The sequence below is a fragment of the Rahnella sp. CJA17(1/100) genome, from assembly GCF_963881615.1.
Lineage (GTDB): Bacteria > Pseudomonadota > Gammaproteobacteria > Enterobacterales > Enterobacteriaceae > Rahnella > Rahnella aceris.
Genome location: NZ_CAWOJA010000001.1, coordinates 170,299 through 193,873, shown reverse-complemented (window position 1 = coordinate 193,873; position 23,575 = coordinate 170,299). Strand labels below are relative to the sequence as shown.

20 protein-coding genes are annotated in these 23,575 nt (G+C 52.7%); 9 read left to right on the top strand and 11 right to left on the bottom strand.

Going from position 1 to position 23,575, the window contains the following annotated elements; all coding sequences use genetic code 11:
• Positions 1-227 precede the first annotated feature (227 nt).
• From AACU55_RS00910 to AACU55_RS00890, 5 genes are all read right to left on the bottom strand, one after another.
• The gene (locus AACU55_RS00910; RefSeq protein WP_134706509.1) at positions 228-1,877 is read right to left on the bottom strand and encodes a malate:quinone oxidoreductase; all 1,650 of its coding nucleotides are present in this window, start codon (positions 1,875-1,877) and stop codon (positions 228-230) included.
• 306 nt (positions 1,878-2,183) lie between these two features.
• On the bottom strand, positions 2,184-2,960 hold the full coding sequence (locus AACU55_RS00905) for an anti-sigma factor family protein (RefSeq protein ID WP_037033789.1): 777 nt from the start codon (positions 2,958-2,960) through the stop codon (positions 2,184-2,186).
• Complete coding sequence (locus tag AACU55_RS00900; RefSeq protein ID WP_037033790.1) at positions 2,957-3,412, bottom strand: sigma-70 family RNA polymerase sigma factor; 456 nt, start codon at positions 3,410-3,412, stop codon at positions 2,957-2,959. The genes AACU55_RS00905 and AACU55_RS00900 overlap by 4 nt, the downstream gene beginning before the upstream one ends.
• An 80-nt stretch (positions 3,413-3,492) precedes the next feature.
• Positions 3,493-4,035, bottom strand: a complete 543-nt coding sequence (locus tag AACU55_RS00895) for a tetratricopeptide repeat protein (protein ID WP_121020016.1) — start codon at positions 4,033-4,035, stop codon at positions 3,493-3,495.
• A 31-nt stretch (positions 4,036-4,066) separates the two neighbouring features.
• Entirely contained in the window at positions 4,067-4,645 is a 579-nt protein-coding gene (locus AACU55_RS00890; RefSeq protein WP_134706508.1) for a cytochrome b, read from the bottom strand.
• 329 nt (positions 4,646-4,974) lie between these two features.
• Here AACU55_RS00890 and AACU55_RS00885 point away from each other — a divergent pair, with 329 nt between their 5' ends.
• Positions 4,975-5,721 carry a flagellar brake protein gene (locus tag AACU55_RS00885; protein ID WP_134706507.1) on the top strand — a complete coding sequence of 249 codons (747 nt, stop codon included), beginning with the start codon at positions 4,975-4,977 and terminating at the stop codon, positions 5,719-5,721.
• A gap of 3 nt (positions 5,722-5,724) precedes the next feature.
• Here AACU55_RS00885 and AACU55_RS00880 read toward each other — a convergent pair whose 3' ends face one another.
• Positions 5,725-6,483: an SDR family NAD(P)-dependent oxidoreductase gene (locus AACU55_RS00880; RefSeq protein ID WP_112151969.1), complete on the bottom strand. Its 759-nt coding sequence runs from the start codon at positions 6,481-6,483 to the stop codon at positions 5,725-5,727.
• 126 nt (positions 6,484-6,609) lie between these two features.
• Between AACU55_RS00880 and AACU55_RS00875 the strand changes: the two genes are divergently transcribed.
• The 4 genes from AACU55_RS00875 (at position 6,610) to AACU55_RS00860 (ending at position 11,155) form a co-directional block, all read left to right on the top strand.
• The gene (locus AACU55_RS00875) at positions 6,610-7,509 is read left to right on the top strand and encodes a LysR family transcriptional regulator (RefSeq protein WP_205960141.1); all 900 of its coding nucleotides are present in this window, start codon (positions 6,610-6,612) and stop codon (positions 7,507-7,509) included.
• 84 nt (positions 7,510-7,593) lie between these two features.
• The gene (yhjD, locus tag AACU55_RS00870) at positions 7,594-8,718 is read left to right on the top strand and encodes an inner membrane protein YhjD (RefSeq protein ID WP_037033796.1); all 1,125 of its coding nucleotides are present in this window, start codon (positions 7,594-7,596) and stop codon (positions 8,716-8,718) included.
• Between the two features lie 287 nt (positions 8,719-9,005).
• Positions 9,006-10,328 carry an MFS transporter gene (locus AACU55_RS00865; RefSeq protein WP_013573467.1) on the top strand — a complete coding sequence of 441 codons (1,323 nt, stop codon included), beginning with the start codon at positions 9,006-9,008 and terminating at the stop codon, positions 10,326-10,328.
• A gap of 59 nt (positions 10,329-10,387) precedes the next feature.
• Positions 10,388-11,155, top strand: a complete 768-nt coding sequence (locus AACU55_RS00860) for a CDP-diacylglycerol diphosphatase (RefSeq protein ID WP_134706505.1) — start codon at positions 10,388-10,390, stop codon at positions 11,153-11,155.
• Between the two features lie 58 nt (positions 11,156-11,213).
• Here the strand turns inward: AACU55_RS00860 and AACU55_RS00855 are convergent, their stop codons facing one another.
• Positions 11,214-13,268, bottom strand: coding sequence for an AsmA family protein (locus AACU55_RS00855; protein ID WP_134706504.1), 2,055 nt, complete (start codon positions 13,266-13,268; stop codon positions 11,214-11,216).
• 211 nt (positions 13,269-13,479) lie between these two features.
• Positions 13,480-14,256, bottom strand: coding sequence for a cyclic-guanylate-specific phosphodiesterase (pdeH, locus tag AACU55_RS00850; protein WP_134706503.1), 777 nt, complete (start codon positions 14,254-14,256; stop codon positions 13,480-13,482).
• Positions 14,257-14,579: 323 nt separating this feature from the next.
• Here pdeH and AACU55_RS00845 point away from each other — a divergent pair, with 323 nt between their 5' ends.
• Both AACU55_RS00845 and AACU55_RS00840 read left to right on the top strand, forming a co-directional pair.
• Positions 14,580-14,783 (top strand): 2-hydroxymuconate tautomerase family protein, encoded by a 204-nt coding sequence (locus tag AACU55_RS00845; protein WP_013573463.1) that lies wholly within the window; start codon positions 14,580-14,582, stop codon positions 14,781-14,783.
• Positions 14,784-14,976: 193 nt separating this feature from the next.
• Positions 14,977-15,915 carry a sugar kinase gene (locus AACU55_RS00840; RefSeq protein WP_013573462.1) on the top strand — a complete coding sequence of 313 codons (939 nt, stop codon included), beginning with the start codon at positions 14,977-14,979 and terminating at the stop codon, positions 15,913-15,915.
• A 172-nt stretch (positions 15,916-16,087) separates the two neighbouring features.
• Here the strand turns inward: AACU55_RS00840 and AACU55_RS00835 are convergent, their stop codons facing one another.
• The 3 genes from AACU55_RS00835 to hmsP form a co-directional block, all read right to left on the bottom strand.
• Positions 16,088-17,602 carry a M16 family metallopeptidase gene (locus tag AACU55_RS00835; protein WP_121020019.1) on the bottom strand — a complete coding sequence of 505 codons (1,515 nt, stop codon included), beginning with the start codon at positions 17,600-17,602 and terminating at the stop codon, positions 16,088-16,090.
• 326 nt (positions 17,603-17,928) lie between these two features.
• Entirely contained in the window at positions 17,929-19,212 is a 1,284-nt protein-coding gene (locus tag AACU55_RS00830) for a dicarboxylate/amino acid:cation symporter (protein WP_013573460.1), read from the bottom strand.
• A gap of 236 nt (positions 19,213-19,448) precedes the next feature.
• A complete protein-coding gene (gene hmsP / locus AACU55_RS00825) occupies positions 19,449-21,431 on the bottom strand; it encodes a biofilm formation regulator HmsP (RefSeq protein WP_134706502.1) in 1,983 nt (660 codons plus the stop codon).
• A gap of 559 nt (positions 21,432-21,990) precedes the next feature.
• Here hmsP and AACU55_RS00820 point away from each other — a divergent pair.
• On the top strand, positions 21,991-22,761 hold the full coding sequence (locus tag AACU55_RS00820) for a hypothetical protein (RefSeq protein WP_134706501.1): 771 nt from the start codon (positions 21,991-21,993) through the stop codon (positions 22,759-22,761).
• On the top strand, positions 22,752-23,555 hold the full coding sequence (bcsQ, locus tag AACU55_RS00815; protein WP_013573457.1) for a cellulose biosynthesis protein BcsQ: 804 nt from the start codon (positions 22,752-22,754) through the stop codon (positions 23,553-23,555). The genes AACU55_RS00820 and bcsQ overlap by 10 nt, the downstream gene beginning before the upstream one ends.
• Positions 23,556-23,575 lie beyond the last annotated feature (20 nt).

Here is a 23,575-nt window from a genome sequence, read left to right as displayed (position 1 = left end):
GCTGTTCCAGATATCGAGAGAATAGCGGGAAAGTGTGTTCATTCCGGTCCCTGGCTGACATGTGAAAAGCATCCTGCTTTTCGGGGTGTGAGGAAACTGTATTCACATGGTGAAATTGTGGGAATAGTTTAATGGAATTTACGTATTCACAAAGAGATATATGAAGGGAGATGAAGAAAAAAGGCGCAGTTGCCCGCGCCTTTACGATCACTTTTTACGGAATCAGATTACAACGCGACGTCTGCCACTTGCTTCTGCTCTTCACCCTTTTTAGGGGCTGAAGAATTGTCCGCCGCCGGAGCCGGTTCCGCCGCTTTCGGTTGCGGGTTGTCGAGCATCAGAACGCGGCTGGTGTCGCCCAGTTCTTTCTCGGTCGCCGCCACGTTGCCGTTCAGTTCAGTGCCGTATGAAGGGATGATTTCCTTCAGTTTGGCCTGCCACTCCGGTGTGGCGACTTTGTCTTTAAACACTTTTTCCATCAGGTGCAGCATGATCGGAGCCGCAGTGGATGCGCCCGGAGAAGCGCCCAGCAGCGCGGTAATGCTGCCGTCTTTCGAGCTGACCACTTCGGTGCCGAGACGCAGAACGCCGCCTTCTTTCTCATCTTTTTTGATGATCTGCACGCGCTGACCGGCTTCCCACAGACGCCAGTCTTCTTTCTTCGCATCCGGGAAGTATTCACGTAATGCATCGAAACGGTCGTCGTCGGAGAGCATCACCTGGCTGACCAGATATTTCACCAGATCAAAGTTGTCGATACCCACGTGGGTCATCGGCATGATGTTGGAGAAATTCACGCTGCCGAACAGATCCCACAGGGAACCGTTTTTCAGGAACTTGCTGGAGAAGGTGGCGAACGGCCCGAACAGCAGAACCTGTTTGCCATCCAGAATACGGGTATCGAGGTGCGGAACGGACATCGGCGGTGAGCCGACAGACGCTTTCCCGTACACTTTCGCCAGATGACGTTTCACCACGTCCGGGTTTTCAGTCACCAGGAACTCGCCACCCACCGGGAAGCCGCCGTAGTTGTCCGCTTCAGGAATACCGGATTTTTGCAGCAGCGTCAGGGACGCACCGCCCGCACCGATAAACACGAATTTCGCTTTGATAACGCTTTCTTTGCCGTCGTTTTTCAGGTCGGCAACGGTCACGTTCCAGGTGTTATCCGGGTTACGTTTAATGTCACGCACTTCATGACCGAGGCTCAGGGAGAAGTTAGGCTTCTTCTGCAACGAGGCCACCAGCTGACGGGTGATTTCGCCGAAGTTTACGTCGGTACCAATCGGAATGCGGGTCGCAGCGATTTTCTGCGCCGGATCACGCCCTTCCATCACCAGCGGGATCCACTGTTTGATTTGCGCCGGGTCTTCTGAATATTCCATGCCACGGAACAGCGTGCTTTGTTGCAATGCCGCAAAACGTTTACGCAGGAAATTGATGTTGTCATCACCCCACACAAAACTCATGTGCGGCGTGCTGTTGATGAAGGAACGCGGGTTGTGCAGTACGCCGTTCTCAACCTGATAGGTCCAGAACTGACGGGAAATCTGGAAGGATTCGTTGATTTCGACCGCTTTGGAGATATCGATACTGCCGTCGGCTTTTTCCGGTGTGTAGTTCATTTCTGCCAGCGCAGAGTGGCCGGTACCGGCGTTGTTCCAGCCGTTGGAGCTTTCCAGCGCTACGCCGTCCAGGCGCTCAACCATGTCGATTGACCAGTCTGGCTCTAATTCCTGAAGGTATGTCCCCAGCGTCGCGCTCATAATGCCGCCGCCGATCAGTAACACATCAACGGGCTTTTCATCTTCTGCCAACGCTGACTGGCTGAAAGCAACCACGTTAAGGCAGAGGATCATGGCGAGTATCTTTCTCATGACGTCTGTTTCTCTGAATGTTTAGTTTTAGTTTTGCAGGTGAAAGCTATCCAGATTTCCTCTGGATAAACGAAATCAACAACCCGGCGGTGCGGTGGGAAATAAGCGATTATTTCCACAGAGTATGAAAGGACAATAATGGGGAGCAACGAAAACCGCGGCGAAGAACGACAAATCAACCACACAAATGTTACCGAATACTCATATTATCGAGATTTCGTAAACAATTTAACATTATCGTTACGTGCATTAAAAATAGTTTAATACTTTAAATAATTACATAAGTTAGTGACGTGACGAAATCATTCAGGCCAGATTCGCCTGTAAAGCCGCAGCATGCGCGGCCAGAGCCGGTGCCGGACTGTGGCCGATCAGCATGAAGTTGTAACCGGCATTGCGCCAGTAAACCACGTTCATTCCCCGGCGGATTTCTCGCTGCAATGCCGTATTGTCGCGGTGCTCGCTGCGCGTAATACACAGCGCCATCGGGCCGTAACGCGCGTCAAGATAGGTAATTTGCGCGATGTCATATTCGTCATAATGCAACATACGGGCATCTTTCAGATCCGCGCCCTGCACCGCCAGCGCCGCCGGGCTCAGTGCGATGCCTAAGGTGTTTTGCACCCGCGCGAGCTGGATTTTTTGCTGTCCGGCAGAATCATCCACATCCGCCAGCGTCTGCGCGGTATACAGCGACATGTAATCCGCCACGCGCGCACGCCAGTTATCGTCAGAAGCAAAAAGCGTGGAATAACGTCCACCCAGCAGCCCGACGGCCAGAAAACTTAACGACGCGGCGAGCAGTGCGCGACGGCTGAATCCGGACGAACCGGCAATCCGTGCATCAGGGATAGCGTCGAGCGCAGCCTGTAATTTCCCGACCGGAGCTTCCTGCAACATCGCGCCAAAGGCGTCGTGGAACGGTAAATTGCTGCGTGACATCTGCGCCAGCCGCTGCGCCAGCACGTCGTCCTGCGCCAGTTGTGCATCAAATTTTGCACGCTGAGATTCGCTTAGCTGGTTATCGAGGTATGCCACCAGAACTTCATCGGCGTAAGGCGCAGCCGGGATTTCACGGGTCATTTTTTCTCTCCCTGCTGCGGTTGGGTGGCGGTACCGGCGTCTTTTGCCAGCGTCAGCCGGGCGGTCGCCAGACGGCTCATGATGGTACCGATGGGGACGGAAAGCGTCATCGCCGCCTCCTGATAGGTGAAACCTTCGACATACACCAGAAACACTGCGTTGCGCTGGGCTTCCGGCAGCCGGTTCACCCGCTGCATAACCTGCGTATGCCAGTGACGCTCCTCGAAAGACAGCGTATCGGCGGGCGCCTGCGTTTCATCAACATCAGCAAAACCCTGCCCCTGACGGACGTACTGCGCCCTGAGTTCGTTAACCCATATGGAGTGCAGGATAGAAAAGAGCCAGCGGTCCACACCGGTGCTGTCCTTAATCTGCGCGCAGCGTTCCAGCGCCCGCACGCAGGTGGATTGCACCAGATCGTCCGCCACATCATGCTTGCGCGACAGCACCATCGCGTAGCGCCACAGACGTGACAGGCACTGGCTCAGTTCAGAACGTAAGTCTGCCGGTGAGATTTATCGATTCTCCGTGATCAGGATTCCGGATGACCGTCGATGGCGGCGCTCAGGTCGCGGTATTCTTCGCAGCCGGTGCCGCACAAGCCTTTGATGGTCGCTAACTGGGCTTTGGCGAGATCAGGACGCCCTTTAATCATATAAGCCTCGCCGAGATATTCCCGGACTTTGGCATACTTCGCGTCAATCGCAATCGACTTCTGATAATAGCTGATACCTTCGTCGGTGCGCCCGAGTTTACGGGTGGCATAGCCGCGATAATTCCAGGCTTCTTTGGTGTTCTGATCTTTCAGCGTATTCAGCACCGTCAGCGCTTCCTGATAACGGCCGGTTTTCGCCAGATGATAAGCGTACTGCGTTTTATCCTGATCGGAAATCATGCTGCCTTTATCCACCATGCAGCTCTTAGTTTTGCTGTCGTAGATTTGCCCCTTCGGGCAGTCCGGCGTTTTTTTAGCGTCGGAATCATCACCCATCGCGTTAGCGGCGGCGCTGAAAAACAGCAGATTGCCCGCCAGACACACAACCGACAGCGCCTGTATTACCGTTTTTGTCTTCATAATGATGTCCTGTAGGGAATTAACTGATGACTTACGGGCGGCTTGTGCTGCCCGGTAACATGCGGCGCAAAATGCCGTCGCGGAGAACGTAATGGTGAAAAAGTGCCGCCAGCGCATGTATACCCGCGATAATGATCAGCGCCCAGGCGACGTTGTTGTGCAACGAACCGAAAGTTCTGGTCATCACACTGTCGAAATTGAACACGTCAGGAATGGGGAATAAACCGAAGAAGTAGAACGGTTCGGCCTGCGACCAGCGGAATAAAAAGCCCAGAATGATTTGCGCGACCAGCAATAGATAGAGCGCCAGATGGGTCAGGTGCGCGGCGGCTTTCATCAGCGTCGGCATGGTGACCGGTTGCTGTTTACTGCGACCGGTGCTGACGGTAAACAAACGCCATAAAAGACGCCCGATGATAATCGCCGCCAGCAATATCCCCACCGAGATGTGCACCGATTGCAGCCCTTTGCGCAGCGGCGTGCCGCGCTCCAGCACTTCCCAGATATGCGCGCTGGCAAACAGGAAGATGACGGCCAGCGCCGTCAGCCAGTGCAGCAAAATAGTCAGGCCGTCGTAACGGCTGCGAAGAACAGAAGATGAAGTTTGCATAAAAACCGTGCCCGTCAGTGTTCGATATAAAGGTAAACACCTGAGCAGCGATTTTTATTCGCCGTGAAGGGAAATAATTTTCTCCGGTGAGGTTTTAAATGAAAAAATTGAGGAGAAAATAGGCATCAGAACGCGAAAAGATAGCCTATATATAAATCAGAGACGCGCAAACAGCGCCCTCCGCGCCCGGAATGTCCCTTTTTGCGGGTCAAAATAGACGTTATTGCGCGATAAAGTTTTGCTCTGAGTGGCCGATAATCCGTATTGGGCGCCTTATACGTCAACGGCTGCGCCATAATTTTGCATTTATTTCTTATGAGGTGTGGCAGGTGAGCGAAGTATCGAAAGAGTCGTTTGCGAAGCGGAACACGCTGGCAATTTTGTCCGTTCTGCGAGACTTAAAGAAGAACCAGACCCTGATCATGGTCAGCCATTCCCGCGGACAATTTATCAGTAAAATTCTGGACGTTGATGCTGACAACCATCAGTTCTTGTTCGATCTGGGCAGTTCAGATTACGAGAACACTCTGGCCGCTGAAGCCGGCACACTGACGTTTGTGGCGGAACCGGCCGGTGCCAAGGTTGAGTTTTCCTGCAGCAGAGTCCGCCAGGTCAGCTATGAAGGTTTGCCGACATTTACCTGCGATCTTCCGCCCGTGTTGTATTTCATTCAGCGCCGTGAGTATTTCCGCGTGAGTGTACCGCGGATGTCGGATTTCCGTTGCAGCGGAATATTGCCTGATTCCTCTGAGTTTGCTTATCGCGTGCGTGATATCTCACTTGGCGGGCTGGGGCTGGAGATTGAAGGGGCTACACCGCCGGAAATCACCAGCGGGTCAATGCTGAAAGATTCGCTGATTCAGCTAGCGGAGCTGGGAACCTTTACATTAGATCTGCAGTATCTCGGCGCGATGGTGCGTAAATCGGTGAGCAATAAAGGCGAAACCGTGACGTCGCAGCGGCTGAGTTTTAAGTTTCCGAATTTATCACCCGCGCAGGAACGCGACCTGCAACGGGCGATTTTTGAGCTGGAAAAACAGCAGCATATGAAAGCGAAGCGTTTCCAGCACGATTAACGTTCAGATAAACATACCGCCTGAGGCCTCAACGCGCTGGGCGGTCATCCAGCCCGCTTCATCACTGAGCATCAGCGCCACCATATCACCGATATCATCCGGCAAACCGGCGCGGCCCAGCGCAGTATTGCTGGCAACCAGTCTGTTCACATCCGGATTATCGCGCACCATACCCCCGCTGAAATCCGTTTCAATTGCGCCAGGAGCCAGCACGTTGGCGGTAATCCCGCGTGCGCCGAGTTCTTTCGCCTGATAGCGGGTCAGCACTTCGATGGCCCCTTTCATCATGGCGTAAGCCGATGAGCCCGGCAGAGCAAAACGCGCCAGCCCGCTGGAGATATTCAGGATGCGGCCACCGTCGGCCATCAGCGGCAACAGTTTTTGCGTCAGGAAGAACGGCCCTTTCAGATGGACATTCATCATCAGATCAAACTGTTCTTCGGTAGTATCGGCAAAAGATTGATGTAAACCTACCCCGGCATTGTTGATCAGAAAATCAAAAGTATCGCGCTGCCAGACCTGTTGCAGTTGCGCTTTTACCTGCACAACAAAGCCATCAAAACTGCCGGACTCACCGGTATTGAGCTGCAACGCAACGGCCTTTCCACCCTGTGCTTCGACAGAAATCACCACTTCCTGTGCCGCAGCGGCCTGATTGTGGTAAGTCAGAATCACGTCAACGCCCTTTTTTGCCAGCTTTTCAATGGCATTCTTACCTAAACCACGGCTTCCGCCGGTCACTATTGCGATTTTACGGTTCATATCTGACCTCATTGGCTTTTTGTACCTTCTGCATCGGATGAAACACAGCCTATTGGATTACCGCAGAGTGATAAATGAGCCATAATGATTTTCATTGTCTCAATCTCAACAACAATCAGGCAAATTGTGGATAAAATTCAATCAATGCAGGTGTTTGTGCGCGTCGCTGAACTGAGTAATTTTACCCGCGCGGCTGAAAGCCTGGGATTGCCCAAAGGCAGTGTGTCGCGGCTGGTGCAACAACTGGAAACGCGGATGTCGGCACGTTTGCTGCACCGCTCAACGCGCCGCGTACAACTGACGCAGGACGGACAGGTGTTTTATCAGCGCTGCAAAGAGTTGCTGGCCAGCATGGATGAACTGGAATCGATGTTTCAGTCGAATCCGGCCAGTGTCAGCGGACGTTTGCGGGTTGATATGACCACCGGTATGGCGACGCATCTGGTGTTACCGCGTCTGGCGGAGTTTCTTAACCGTTATCCGGCGCTGGAAATTGAACTGAGCTGCACCGATCACCGCGTGGATGTGGTGCGGGAAGGGTTTGACTGTGTGATCCGCTCCGGCACCCTTAAAGATTCCGGGCTGATTGCGCGTCCGCTGGGGCATCTCAGCATGATTAACTGCGCCAGCCCCGGTTATCTGCGCCGCTACGGCACGCCGGATCACCCTGACCAGCTGGCACAACACGCCATGGTGCATTATGAACAAATCCTCGGCAGCCATACGTCGGCCTTTGAATATCTCGACGGCAAACAGGTGAAAACGGTCAAAAGCGGCGGCGCGGTGACGGTTAACAGCACCGAAACCTACGTCAGCGCCTGTATCAACGGCCTCGGCATCATTCAGGTTCCGCTGATTGGTGTACGTGACGCGCTGGCGGGTGGTCAGCTGGTCAGTGTTTTGCCGCAGTTCCGTGCACCGCCAATGCCGGTGACGCTGGTTTATCCGCATCGTCTGAATCTGTCACGCCGCGTTAAAGTGTTTATGGACTGGCTGACCGATATCACCCAAACGTTCATTGCCTGAGCTTTCAGACGCCTCTGGCTTAGCCCTCACCGCTCAGGCGTCTATACTTAAGGCCGGATGAATTTTTAAGGACAACATGGATCAATGCCCATCATTTCAAAACAAGAACCGGCCACACAGGAAAAACCGACCCCGCTGATCAACATCAAAACCGGCAATCAGACGGTGGATAAAAACATCAGCAGATTTTCACGACTCGTGGAATACGTGCAGTCCTGGGGCTGGGTGGCACATTTGCTGCGTGCCACGGAACGCTTTAACGATCGCCTTGGCAGCCAGTTTGGCGCGGCCATCACCTATTTCTCCTTTCTGTCGCTGATCCCGATTCTGATGGTGTCCTTCGCTGCGGTCGGTTTTGTGCTGGCCTCAAATCCTGATTTGCTGGCAGAACTGATCAACCGAATCGTCAACAGCATCAGCGACCCGAATCTGGCGAATACGCTGAAAAGCACGGTAAACACTGCCATCCAGCAGCGTACTGCCGTGGGGTTATCCGGTTTGCTGATTGCGCTTTACTCCGGCGTGAGCTGGATGGGGAATTTGCGCGAAGCGATCCGTGCCCAGTCGCGCGATGTCTGGGAGCGTAATCCGCAGGATCAGGAGAAAATTTACCGCCGCTATATTCGCGATTTTATTTCCCTGACCGGGCTGGTGCTGGCGCTGATTATCACGCTGTCGCTGACGTCGATTGCCGGTGCCGCGCAAAAAACCATTGTCGATGCGCTGGGTCTGGGTGGCATTGACTGGCTCCGCCCGGTGATGACCAGTATCACGCTGGTGATTTCCATTGCCGCTAACTATTTGCTGTTCCTGTGGATTTTCTGGATGTTGCCGCGCCACAAGCCACGCAAAAAAGCGCTGCTGCGCGGGACGTTGCTGGCGGCGATGGGTTTTGAGGTGATTAAATTCGTGATGACCATGACACTGCCGAAGCTGGCGACCTCACCTTCCGGCGCAGCCTTTGGTTCAGTGATCGGCCTGATGGCTTTCTTCTATTTCTTCGCCCGCCTGACGTTGTTTGTCGCCGCGTGGATAGCGACGGCGAAATACAAAGATGACCCGCCGATGCCGGATCCGAAGAAAAAAGCCGCCAAAAACGCGAAAAATGCCACGGAAAACGACAGTGAATACACGCCGGACAACCTCATCGTGCCAGACGAAATGCATATATCCACAGTTAATGCTGAAGATGAAGTTAAAAAGCAGTGAATAATGCTAAATCAGGCATAGCACCGCCGTGAAAACCAGAATAACTGACTGAGAGCCGTACTTTTATTTTGCGGTTTTGCAGTCAGTTGCTCTGCCTTTTACCCATTCGCCAAACTTATGACTGGCGAAATCCTGCCCTGATAAAATAATCCCCCGATCCGGCTTTAAACGCCTTTTTTCGCGGCTTCCGCTGCGTTGAAATACCGCCGCGCTCTGCATAAGATGCCTTTTCGATATACATTTATTTACATTAGATCCCTCCCACTCATTACAAATAAGAAACACTTATGCAAGCCACTATCACTCCAGAATTAGAAGCTGACGCGCAATTGGTGAGTCAGAACTCCCGCAGCAAAGTCATCGTGGCATCGCTTATCGGTACGGCCATTGAATTCTTCGACTTTTATATCTATGCCACTGCTGCGGTGATTGTTTTCCCGCACATTTTCTTCCCGCAGGGTGACCCGACGGCGGCCACGCTACAGTCTCTCGCGACCTTTGCCATCGCCTTTGTCGCCAGGCCGATCGGTTCCGCGCTGTTCGGCCACTTCGGCGACCGCGTCGGACGTAAAGTTACGCTGGTGGCCTCTTTGCTGACGATGGGCGTGTCTACCGTGGTGATCGGCCTGCTGCCGACCTACGCAACCATTGGCGTTTTCGCACCGATGCTGCTGGCGCTGGCGCGTTTTGGTCAGGGTCTGGGCCTTGGCGGTGAATGGGGTGGCGCGGCGCTGCTCGCCACCGAGAACGCACCGGCGAAGAAACGCGCCCTGTACGGTTCTTTCCCGCAGCTTGGCGCACCGATTGGCTTCTTCTTCGCGAACGGCATGTTCCTGCTGCTGTCGTGGCTGCTGACCGACGAACAGTTTATTTCCTGGGGCTGGCGTGTGCCGTTCCTGCTTTCTGCGGTACTGGTGATCGTCGGTCTGTATGTGCGCGTTTCCCTGCACGAAACACCGGTATTTGCCAAAATTGCCAAAGCCGGTAAACAGGTGAAAGTGCCAATCGGCACGCTGTTCACCAAATATAAAAAAGCGACGATTCTCGGCACCTTTATCATGGTTGCGACTTACACGCTGTTCTACATCATGACCGTGTATTCACTGGGTTACGGCACTGCCGCAAAGCCGGTCGGGCTGGGCATTCCGCGCAATGAATTCCTGCTGATGCTGATGATCGGCGTGGTCGGTTTCGGCGTGATGGTGCCGGTTGCCGGTCAGCTGGCGGATAAGTTTGGCCGTCGCAAAACCATGATTTGTATTACGCTGCTGATGATCGTCTTCGCCCTGTGCTTCCCGACCATTCTGGGTGCCGGTTCACAGGCGCTGGTGATGGTATTCCTGCTGTGTGGTTTCATGGTGATGGGGCTGACTTTCGGTCCGATGGGTGCGCTGCTGCCGGAGCTGTTCCCGACAGAAGTTCGCTATACCGGCGCGTCCTTCTCCTATAATGTGTCTTCGATACTGGGCGCATCTGTCGCGCCGTACATCGCCACCTGGCTGGCAACCCATTACGGGTTGTTCTATGTGGGCGTTTATCTGGCCTCAATGGCAACGCTGACGCTGATCGCGCTGCTGCTGTCCAAAGAAACCGCCCATCAGTCATTGTAACTGACCCGGATACCGTGCCCGGTTTGCGCCCGGCACGGTGCCTTCTGCGAAGGTCTCTTATGCGCTTGCGTCGATTTATCCTGCCTGTTCTGATCCTGCTTATCCTTATTACTGCGGCCTTCTGGTATTTCTGGCCACACACCTCCAATCCCAACGCTCTGTGGAACATCATCAGCAAGAAATGCGTGCCGAATCAGCAAAGCACGGGCAAACCTGAGCCCTGCGCGCAGGTCGATGAACAACAGGGTTTTGTGGTGCTGAAAGATCTGAACGGCCCGCTGCAATATTTGCTGATGCCGACCGCGAGGATCACCGGTATGGAAAGCCCTGCGTTGCTGGAACCGTCAACGCCAAACTTTTTCAGTCAGGCATGGAATGCGCGGCATTTTATGGCGGATAAATACGGTAAACCGATTGATGACAGCAATGTCTCGCTGGCGATTAACTCGCAATACGGACGGTCGCAGAATCAGCTGCACATCCACATCTCCTGTCTTTTGCCACAGGTAAAAACCACGTTGAGCAAAGATGGCGGGCAGATGGGATATAACTGGCAGGAACTGCCGGATAAGCTGCTCGGACACACCTATCTGGCGCGTAAAGTGACGCAGGCCGAGCTGAATGAGAAAGGCGCTTTCCGGCTTCTGGCCGAAGGTGTGCCTGAAGCCGATAAAAAGATGGGACATTTCGGCATGGCGATGGTCAGCCTGCCGGGCGGCGATTTCCTGCTGCTCGCCAGCGAGCGTGACTTACTCAAACTCAATAACGCCTCCACCGAAGAAATCCAGGACCACAAATGTGCGGTACTGGATCCGATGCCTCAGTAATACAGATACCCGAAGGTGATTAATGCCAGCGCTTTCCCCTCTCACGAGGGGAAGGAGCTTACTTCTGTTTCATCTGCTGCAAGATCGGGCCGCACTGGTTTTCTTCATTATCACTTGGAGAGATCAACGCCAGCAGCGCGGCAGCCGGGGCAACGACAGCGCCAAGCGCGACGGCTGCGGCACCGCGGGCAATCAGCGGCCCTGGTTTCACGCCGGCATCCGGATTTTTATAGGTGCCACGAACATACAGCGGTGAACGTAAGGTCAGGATACGCACGCCCTTGCTTTCAGGGTTGATCGACAGATCCAGCCGTTCGGTTGCCATATTGGTGTTGCCGGTAATGTTAATCACCGCATTCTCAGTATCGAACACAAACAGCCGTGGCGTGACCAGTCCGTTCTTCACATTGACGTTGGCGGCCGCGCAGTTGATCGCCACTTCATCATCACCGAACAGTTTACTCACCACGTAATTACCGACATTCAGCCCTGCCAGTTCCATCAGGCCACGGCTGATCACGCCATCGTTAATAAGGATTTTCATATCACCGTTGCTGGTACCGAGCAGCGCTGCGACCGAATTCCCGGTGCCGGTCAGCGTGGCGTCACCGTTCAGGTCGCCCAGACTGCGCTCCATTGACTGTACGTTTGGCAGCAATTGCTTGAGCTTCAGTTTGCGGGCATGGATATCGGCGCGCGCCTGCATCGGCGATTTGTCACCTTCGAGGCGGATGGTGGAATTCAGATTACCGCCAGCCAGACCGAAACGCAGCGGGTCGAGCAGGATCTCGCCGTCGGTCAGTTTCAGGTGAGTACTCAAATCGCTCAGCGGCAGGGATTTACCATGCTCGATACGTTTGGCGCTGAATTTCACATCAGCGTCCATTACCCGCCAGCTTTTAGTATCGAATTTCTCCACCGGCAATACTTTGTCGGCAGGCTGCCGGGTAGTTTCACCACGTTTGGCTTTGTCCTGGTTAGAATCGGCACCAATCAGCGGAGCCAGATCAGCAAAGCGCAGCTGTTTTGAAACTACCTCACCGGTCAGTTTAGGTCGCGGTTTAACGGCCTGATAAGTCAGTGAGCCGTGAATATCGCTGTCGCCGATTTCACCGTTAAAGTTCTGATAACGGTAAATTGCGCCGTCTTTATCATGCAACGTCGCCGATAAATGCCCGTCGGTGGAATACGGTGGCGTTTGCGGCAGCAGCACGCCGGTCAGACCATACAAGTCAGACAGCGTCTGGCCGGAGAATTTCAGACGTAAATCCAGCCCCCCGAGATTCATCGGATCCTGCAATGTCCCCGCGACGGCCACCCGCGTATTCCCGGAACGGACATCTGCCTGTAACGGGAACAGCACATCCGGGTCTTTCAGCGCCAGCATGCCACCGATTTTGCCGCTGCCGGAAAGCGATTCACCGTTGTATTTACCGTCAACTTTCCAGCCAAACACATAAGGCGGGGTTTTGGTTTTCGGTGCATCTTTCTTATCACCGACCACTTCCGTGAACGGCAGCGGTTTGCCCAGCGGGTCAATCACGGCGCGGAAATCAGCTTTCAGTTTCGCGTCTTTATAGTCAATCTGCCCGCGATCAAACACGATATCATTGAGCGTAAATGACCAGGCAGACGGCGGCTGCGCCGGATCCTGTGTATCGCTGTTGGCGAGATTGAACGTCCAGTTATTTTTGCCATTATCCAGACGCAGCAATGAGGCATCAGGCTGTTTCAGCCAGATACGCGGGATCAACACTTCTTTATGCAGTAAGGCGAGTGGCGCAATGCTGGCGTCAACGCGGGTGAGTTTCACCATCTGCGCGTCTTTTTCGCCGGTTTGCACATCGGAAGGGTTACCGAGCACGATATCTTCAGCATGAATATGCGGCCACGGCACCCACGCGCGCCACCCCGCTTCGTCTTTCTGACGCGACCAGTCCACGCCTAAATCACCGCGGATCGCGAATGCGCGGTTCAGTTCGGTGCTGACTTTTTGATTGATGGTCGGTTTGAGGCGGTTCCAGTCGAATGTCGCAATGAAAATCACGACAGCAATCAACACAATGATAATCACACCCACAACCCAGGAAATCACTTTACCTGTGCGCGTCATAAATCTGTTCCTTTCAGACAGTTAACCAATTCCAAGTTTTAACCATAGTAGAATTCTCAACAGCTTGCAGGAAGGGGCATTCGTGAAGGGGGCATATCAGGCAGGAAGTCGGAAGGTAATGCTTTTTAAATCAGTGAAATGAAAATGCATCACACCACAACGAGTCACCAGCAACTTTGAGAGTTTGCCTCAGCAGGTCAGGCGTGATCCATTATCCTTTGAAATGTATGGGCAGATTATCCAGATTGTCGAAAATGGTGGGACGCGCCAGATAATAGCCTTGTGCCGCCAGCGCATCAGAATTGCAGACCATCGCCCATTCAGAGGCCGTTTCAACGCCTTCAATAATCACGCCTTTGCTATAGCGGTTCATCAGCGTCACCAGCGTGTAAAACAGCCGTGACCCCTCTTCACTCTGGCCAAGCAAAATAAACAGATCGCGGGCGATTTTGATGTATTCGTAATGCCAGGTGGTGAAGGAAGAGAAGTTAGCGATACCCTGACCAAAGTCATCGAGCCACAACCGGTCAGATTGCTCGATTTGCGACAGCGGGATACTCAGCGCATTTTCGGCGCTTTCAACCAGTTCAAAACGGACATACGGCATCGCGCTGATTTGCGCGCGCAGCGCCGAATCAGATTGCAGCATTTCCAGTACCTGACCATCTACGTTAATCGACGCCAGTAATTCGTTTTCAATGAACAGATGCTGCCAGCGCTGCAACAGGTCGAGCTGCTCCTGCACGATTTGCAAACGTTTGCCCACAGCGATCGCGACAAAATATTCTTCCGGCGAAATGAATTTGTGCGGGTTCGCAGGGTGAAAAATCCCTGTCAGCAATTCAATTCCCAACAGCTTTCCTGTGGTGCGATAAATAGGCTGAAAACGGTACACTCTCTGACACTGACGCCAGTAAGACTGTGCTTTTACGCGCTCTATGGCGGTAAAAGAAGGCGTAATCAGCCCTAACATCATCTTAGTTATCATATTTTTCTGCCGTCATGAATAAGAATCAGATAATCAGGGGGACATGCGGCAACATGTGTCGCGTGACTACAATGTGATTCATGTCAACAGCGTGTGTTCGCAGAACACTGTGTTTCATGGAGGCAAAGTAGCCCGGTTTCCTGGCTTTCTTTAGTAGAGTTATCTATCGGCGCTGCGCGGGGAAACTTTAATCACTCCATATAACCTTGCAATCCATGTGGCTAAATCAGCCAAAAAGCCGGGCTGGAAGTTCTTTTACACAGGCTCTACAGTGGAAGCACTGAATATTTTATTGACGCCTCATTCACAAGCCGGAGAAAAAAATGCCTTACGTTAATATCAAAATCACCCGCGAAGGCGCGACAGCTGAACAGAAGAAAGCGCTGATCGCCGGGGTGACACAATTACTGGTGGACACGCTGGGCAAAAATCCGGCGACGACCGTGGTCGTCATTGACGAGGTCGACACCGATAACTGGGGAGTGGGTGGCCGTCCGGTGACCGAACTGCGTCAGGAAAATAAGTAACTGCCTCAGGTGGAAGTGCTGACGCTTCCACTTTTCCCCTCGTTTTTTCTTCGTTTTTTTGCCTGCCGCCTACAAAAATAAAACCTTGTTTTAATTTATTTGACTGACCGCATTCTTATGAAGAGACTAGAGCGTAATAATGACGGTCTTTTCTTTCCTTTCGTTTTAATGCTTCAGACATAGGCCAGGTACCATGACCAGCAAAAACATTGCCGTTATCGGCGAATGCATGATCGAATTATCTCAGAAAGGCGATGCGCTCCACCGCGGTTTTGGTGGCGACACGCTGAACACGTCTGTTTATATCTCCCGCCAGGTTTCCCCTGATGCACTGAACGTGCATTACGTCACCGCGCTCGGCAATGACAGTTTCAGCAATGAAATGTTGCAGGCCTGGCAGCAGGAAGGGGTTCACACGGATCTGACCCAGCGCCTTGAAAACAAGTTACCCGGTTTGTATGTGATTGAAACGGACAGCACCGGCGAGCGCACCTTCTATTACTGGCGCAATGATGCTGCCGCGCGCTACTGGCTCGACAGTCCGCAATCCGAAGAGATTTGCCGGAAACTGGCAGAATTTGATTATCTGTATCTGAGCGGTATCAGTCTGGCGATCCTCAGCGACGCAAGCCGTGACCGTCTGATGACCTTGCTGAAAGCCTGCCGTTCACGCGGTGGCAAAGTGATTTTCGATAACAATTACCGTCCGCGTCTGTGGGCCAGCAAAGAACAGACGCAGGCCGCGTATAACGCCATGCTTTCCTGCACCGACATCGCCTTCCTGACCCTCGATGACGAAGATATGTTGTGGGGCCAGAAGCCGTACGACGACGTGATTGCGCGCACCCATGCGCTGGGTGTCAGCGAAGTGGTCGTCAAACGCGGAGCCGACAGTTGCATCGTCTCCAGCGCTGAAGGCGAGTTGCATGATGTCCCTGCGGTGAAATTGCCGAAAGAGAAAGTCATTGATACGACGGCAGCAGGAGATTCCTTCAGCGCCGGTTATCTGGCGGTGAGGCTCACCGGGGGCAGCGCGGTGGAAGCGGCGGTGCGTGGACATGAAACAGCGAGTACGGTTATCCAGCATCGCGGTGCGATCATTCCGATGGAGTTTATGCCGGGGCGGGCATAAGGGGAGTTTTTCTTTACTCCTCCCCCTGCGAAGGGGGAGGCTGGGAGGGGGTTTTAATGACTAACTCTTTGCTAAAGCACACTTAAAATTTTTGATTTAGACCTTAATACCCCACCCCAACCCTCCCCTTCGCAGGGGAGGGAGCCGACCGAATTCTTACTCAACGATCTACTTATTGCGCAGTCGTCGCCGATGCCGCCGGCACATCCCCCGCAGGGGCATCAACCGCAGGCGCGGTTTCCACCGGTGCCATTATCTTGTCATAAACCGCCCGCAGCTCTGCGGCATTCACCTCAGGTTCCCCTTTTGGCTGCGCCACTAATAACGCAGGAGCGCGGGAAAGCTGTTGCTTCAGTTCCTGATTCAGCACCGGCAGGGTCAGCGTGGAAAGGAACTGCTGACGCAATTGCTGATACTGTTCTGGGGCGATATCTACCACACCGTTTTGCTGGGAACGCAAACGCTGGCTCATCAGCACATCGGTATCGGTACGGGCGTAAGTCGCGAACAGTTTGCTCAGCTGATCGTTTTTCTGCGCAATCAGTGCATCAAATTCAGCCTGAGAAATGCCTTTATCGCGAACAGCCAGGAGTTCTTCTGACAAACGTTTAAACAGCTCCGTCAGCTTAGCCTGCGGTGCTTCAATGCGGATTGCACACTGCGCGCGCTGATATTGCACATTACAGTCGAAACCCAGCCCCGGGCCAGGTGCCGGGGTGTCTTTTTTGGTTTCAAACGCACTTTTCAGTTGTTGCTGCAAATGCCAGAACAACGCTTCGCGGGCTAGATCACTGCGCCAGTATGCGGCAAGTGCCTGTGAATCCTGAATGGGCTGCCAGGCGTTATCCCACATTAATGAGACGCGATCCTGAGTCAGATTTTCATCCATGACGGTCATGGATTTTGTCGTCACTTCAGACAGCGTGGGCAACGTCTGCGGCGTCTGGCGGCTGCCTTTGAGTGACGAGAACGTGCGATTGATTTGTTCACTCAGGCCACGACTGTCGACATTACCGACGACAAATAACGTCATCGCATCAGGCGTATACCACTGATGATAAAATTTGATTAATGCGTCGATATTGACAGGTTTGGTGGGTAAATGGTTTGGATTGTGACCAACCAGCGTCGAACCGGCCATCCGCGCACGCCACCAGGCATCCTGCGTATTTTGAGGCAGAGAACCTACCGGATCCTGAGATTCCTGACGGGCTGCACTCACCAGCGCCGGGGTGACAGACACTTTGCCCGCCGTATTTGCCAGCCAGTTCAGAGCATCTTTCAGAAGCTCAGGACGGTTATTGGGCAGGCTCAGGTTGTACATCGTGAAATCATAAGAACTGACCGCTGGCGGCAAGGGCCGCTGCGGATTGATACTTTGCTGCCACAGAGACTGGAGCTGAGCCGTGCTGAAGCCTTCGCTGTGCATCAGCGCAAGGCGGGGAAGGAAATGGGCATAGCCCGTTTGCTGGGCTGATTCCGCCAGCGAGCCGGTGCGAACCACCAGGCGTAATTCAATGCGATCGCTCGGGCGTTGCGGCGTGGTCAGCAACTGCCAGGTAAATCCATTGTCCAGTTTCCCCTGCTGCCAGGCCGGATCTGGTTGTAATGCTTCAGCTTGCACATGACTTGCGGCTGCTGCCAGCAGCAATCCACCAATGAGTAAACGGATTTTGGTGCCCTGCATGTGAACCCCTACGTAATGACAATCCAATTTTCAATATGCTGTCCTGCCGGTGTCGGTCGACTGGCCCACAGGAATTGAATGCGTAAGTTTAAGGACGAAAAATACAGCCCTTCGTTAGACCGCGCATTTTTCGCAATGTCACGCAGCCCGCAAAAATATTATGGGAACGAACGCCAGATGAGGCATTTGAGGGACATATTATGAAGATAATCCACCGGTTGCATCAAGTAACCGGTGGATATTAGGTGGGTTTGGGGCTAAATAAATGCGTTTTTAGAAACCTTTCTCAATATTTTCATCCATTCAGTCACCATTTTTCAGAAATTTCAGGCGGACTTTTCGGCTTCTGTCAGACCTTTCTGGCCGTTTAAGGTCGCTTTTAACTGCCCTTCGTCCAGCTGATCACACCATTTTGCGACCACGATGGTGGCGACGCCGTTACCGACCAGATTGGTCAGCGCACGCGCTTCGGACATGAAACGGTCAATGCCCAGAATCAGTGCCAGTCCTGCAACCGGTAAATGGCCCACAGCAGACAACGTTGCCGCCAGCACGATGAATCCGCTGCCCGTTACGCCTGCCGCCCCTTTTGAAGACAACAGCAGCACCACAATCAGGGTGATCTGATGCCAGATATCCATATGGGTATTGGTCGCCTGCGCGATGAAGACTGCTGCCATCGTCAGATAAATCGAGGTGCCGTCCAGATTGAAGGAATACCCGGTCGGAATGACCAGCCCGACCACCGATTTCTTACAACCCAGACGCTCCATTTTATCCAGCATGCGCGGCAGCGCTGATTCAGAAGATGACGTGCCCAGCACGATCAGCAGCTCTTCTTTAATGTAATTCACAAACTTGAAGATGCTGAAACCGGTGAAGCGCGCGATAAGCCCGAGCACCACCACCACGAACAAAATACAGGTCAGGTAGAAGCACAGGATCAGTTGTCCCAGTTGCACCAGCGAACCGACGCCGTATTTGCCGATGGTAAACGCCATGGCCCCAAATGCGCCAATCGGTGCGAGGCGCATGATCATATTGATGATGCCGAAAATGACCTGAGAGAAGCTTTCGATCACATTGAAAATCAGCTGGCCTTTGTGGCCCAGACGGTGCAACGCAAAGCCAAACAACACAGCAAATAGCAGCACCTGAAGAATGTTCCCGCTGGCGAATGCCCCAATCACGCTGGAGGGGATCACGTCCAGAAGGAACGGAATGATGCCCTGGCTTTGCGCCTGCTCGGCGTAAACCGCTACCGCTTTGGCATCCAGCGCGGCAGGATCCACGTTCATCCCGGCTCCCGGCTGTACAATATTGACGATCACCAGCCCGATGATCAGCGCCAGTGTACTGACAATTTCAAAGTACAGCAGCGCAATCGCACCGGTGCGGCCGACCGCTTTCATGCTTTCCATACCCGCAATACCGGTGACGACAGTACAGAAGATCACCGGCGCGATGATCATCTTGATTAATTTAACAAAACCATCACCAAGTGGTTTCATTTGAGCGCCAATCTCAGGGTAGAAATGCCCCAGAAGAACACCGACGGTAATAGCCAAAAGCACCTGAAAATACAGGCTTCTGAAGAGTGATTTTTTCATGAATACCCATCCTGAAGTGATTGCGCCGACTTCTATTTTTTGTAAGGTCAAAGGTAATGAGTGGCAGCAGGTAAATAACACAAGCACAACATGATGGAAATATTTCGTTTCCCTCCGCAATCACGAGTCATGAAAAACCGGAGCGGAAAGGATTCAGCAGGAAGTAATGTAAGTAAAAAAATCGTCAGGAGGGGGAAATGCCGGACAAGAAGAGGTTTTCCTGTCCGTGGTACAGGTCAGGAAGGCTGGCAGAATTTCCGTTCGAAGTCAGTTTTGGAAAGCGGCGCGGAAAATAAATAGCCTTGTCCGAGCTGAATATTTTCCTTAAGCAGCCACTGACGTTGTTCCTCAGTTTCTACGCCTTCGGCTACCAGCTGAATATTCATGGCGCGACCAATCGAGGCCACAATATTCACCATCACTTCATCCTGCGGCAGCACGCTGACGAAGCTGCGGTCAATTTTGATGACATCAATAGGCAATGTGCGCAGCCGGTTGAGGTATTCCAGCCCGGAGTAACCCAGACCAAAATCATCAAGCTCGATGGAAACACCCACGGCGCGAAGTTCGCTGAGCAACAGCAGCGCGCGATCGAGATCATCAATGCGGGCCGTTTCCGTGATTTCCAGCACCAGTTGTCCCGGATTAATTTTGTAACGGCTCAGCAGGCTGCGCAGTTCCGGCAGGAAGTTACGCTGCTGTACCTGCGCGCCGGAGAGATTGACTGACAGCGGCAGGGGAATGCCACGTTGCTGCCAGTCCGCCAGGATCTGACAGCCCAGCTCAAGAATTTTGTAACCCAGCTGACTCATGACGCCGATTTCTTCGGCCAGCACAATAAAATCGCTTTCCAGGCCGTAACTTCCATCGGCCATTTTACGACGCAGCAGGGCTTCCGCCCCGACCACCGTGTCGGTTGCCATATTCACCTGCGGCTGGATAAACAGCGTGAAATCATTCTGTTCCATCGCATGCAGGATTTCGTTTTCCTGCAGTAAGCGTTTCTGAATTTTTTCGGTCAGTTGCGGCTCGAAGAACAGGATTTGGTTTTTCCCCTGCTGATAGGCCGAGACTCTGGCCGCACGACCATTCACCATCAGTTGCTGCGCACTCACCGGGAATTCGCCGGTGTATTGCACGATGCCGATGCTGCCGGTCGGATGCAGAGACATATTGCCAGCATGACTTTCCTGCGGCGCATTGATGCGCTCCATGATTTGCCGCGCCAGACGCATCGCCATAAAGGGCCGCGGAATATCCGCCGCCAGCAGAGCAAATTCGTTATAACTCAGGCGCGCCAGCAGGCAGTTCTCAGGCAACACATTCATGATGGAAGAGATCAGCGGGCAATCCACATGGCCGTCATCGCGCAGGCTTTCAATGCCGATTAACAGCAGGTGGAAACTTTTTTGCGGTTCAGCGCAATGCAGGCGGTGTTCCAGATGCTGCATAAACTGTTCTTCATTATTCAGCATGGTTTGAGAAGGCAGCAGTGCTTCACGGGCAGTGCATTGCGGCTTCTCCCGCTGTTGCTGATTGCGGTTGTAGCTGCGCACCAGCATGCCGATCTCATCGTCTTCGTGGCGTTGCGGCAGGGTTAGCTGATGGCCTGGCACCTCGCTTTCCGGCAGGGATTCCAGATCGCTGGCAATCGCGCGAAGCGGTTTCACGATCAAACGGTTGATAACCCAGCTCACGGAAATGGTCAGGATCAGCGCCAGCAACAGATATGTTGTCAGCATGGTCGAGAGCGCGCTGATGATGAACTGATACATGCGGTAGGAATCAGCCTGAAGGACCAGATAAGCCAGGGGTTTGGGGGCTTTAGGGCTGGCAGCCGCAGAATAGAGAGGTACGGAGATTGTCACCGGCAGATTGAAACCGCGGGTCACCCATTGCGGCACCGGGCGGCCTGGTGGGAAATGCGTATGCAGTGCGGCGATCTGATTGGGTAACACGACGTCGGCACGGCTCAGAATGCCCACCGGTTGCAGCGTATTCAGAATGTCCTGCGTTTCTTCCAGATCAACATCCAGCACGGCTTGCGAGAGCGGAACCCGAACAGAATGCGCAATATTCTCAAGTTGCTGGGCGTAATCGTCCCTCCGTTGCTGTACAAAGTGGAACAGCTGGATGACGATAAAAATACAAATGGTGATGGCCGCAATGCTCGACACGGCCGCCATCTGTTTAATCGTTAATGAACGCCTGACCCGCAACTTAATTCTCCATCAACCACCGACATGATTTTCCGCGCCCATCCGGGCATAAACGGTACTTGTGCGCAGTATACCTTATAACGTGTTATTTCGAGGTTAAAGACGAAGTTTTGGCTATAAAAAACAACATGTTTGCCGGTACACACCTACAATGAATATTCTTTATGTTGTTCAACTTAGAGAAAACATACATTACTCAGGTTAATCGAATAATTCACAGCATAAGAACATCCTGAGCCCGGCGCACCTGATGAATATTATGTGCTATTCATCACATAAAAAACCAAACATTATACTAATTTAACAAAAACGCATCGCAAAACAACATCAAAAACCTTTTGCGCCAGCCAGTTATGCCCGTGTTGTTTTTTATGCGGGTTAATCCTATTTTTTGTAAAAACTGCTCTATGCTGTAAAAGAACTGATATATTAAGACGAGTCCTATTCCCACATAAAACTTTAAAAATATTCATCTTTTTACACTCTTTGTTAACGGCCAATCACAGTCGTTTTGACGTCCAGAAAACACCGAAATATATAATCCTATCGGGCGGGATTTATGAATAAATATGATGACATTAAACGTTTTATGGATAAGACGAAGTTGGAAAATCTTGATTATAAAGAGCTTAATGAAAAATCAACGGGAGAATCCATAACAGGTTCAATGAATCAGTGGACGTTGATTAAACAAGTCTCAGCCAGCGAAGAGCCTGCCGGTCCACTTGATAACGGCCGTACCACGCAGCCAACGCCACAATCTATTTCTGCGGACGAGTTTTCGCTTTCTGCTTCTCAGTCTGTCAATGAGCAGCAGAAACCGCATGCTTCTGCCGCACAGCCTGTTATGCATACACCAGCCACGCCGATGTCTTCGGAGGTTACTCCTCCGCCAGCCGGTTTTGGTCTGCTTGATGCCCTGCGCGAAACGCTGCCGTCCGCACCCGTTCAGCCAGCCCCCGTGTCCGTGCAGCCCGCGCAACATCAGCCTGTTCATACAGCACCGACATTGCACGCCCAGTCAGTCATTCCTGACAGCGGCTCAGGTTTACTCGATTCATTGCGTAAAGCAATGCCCGAAGCGCCTTCAAAGCCTGCACCTGCGCAGGTTCAGACGCCTCAGCCAGAACAACACCCCGCCGCGCCGGTTTACCACCAGCCGCCGGTACAAAATCCAGTGCCAGTGGTGCCCGCATCCCCGGCGTCTGCTGAGGTTAACCAGCGCTTTAAACAAATGTTTAAACAGCGAGCGCCGCAGCCTGCCAGCGCTTATTTACATCGCGACACACCGCTTCAACCCCTGTTAGAGATGATTGCCTCATGCCGTTAGTTTGCGTTTGTTCACCGAAAGGTGGGGTAGGAAAAACCACGGTGGCCTCCAACCTGGCCTATTCGCTTGCCCGCAGTGGCAGTAAAGTGCTGGTCATCGATTTTGATGTGCAGAACGCCCTTCGCCTTCATTTCGGTGTGCCTATTGCCGATACCCGCGGTTTTGTCGCCGGTTCAGGTAATGAATCCGACTGGAGCCAGTTCATCCTGAAAGCGGGTTCCAATACGTTTGTCTTACCTTATGGCGAAGTGACGGAAGATCAGCGGCTGGAATTCGAACATCAGCTTGCCAGCGATCCGCATTTTTTACAGCGCGGATTAAATACCGTCCTGAATTATCCGGGATTAATTATTATCGCGGATTTTCCTCCCGGCCCGAGTCCGGCATTAAAAGCCGTTCAGGCCATTGCTGATTTACATGTGGTGGTGATGCTGGCCGACACCGCATCATTATCTTTATTACCCTTAATGGAAAAAAACAAATTAATTGGCACCCCTTTGAATAACAAGTTGGGTGAATATTATGTTGTTAACCAAAGTGACACCCGCCGGACATTAAGCCGCGACGTCACCCAATTTTTCGAACAGCGTTTAAATGAAAGATTATTAGGCACAATCCACAGGGATGAATGCGTGCCAGAGGCCAATGCCTCGCAGCGCTCTATTATTGATTTCAGTCCGGTATCGGCTTCGGCATTTGATATTGAACTGATCAGCAAAAAAGTCGCCGCCATTTTAGGGATTAAAGTCGGTGATGGTGAATTACACGCCGCGCCTAAATCTGGCAGTTATTAGCTATCACTGTTAACAGCGAC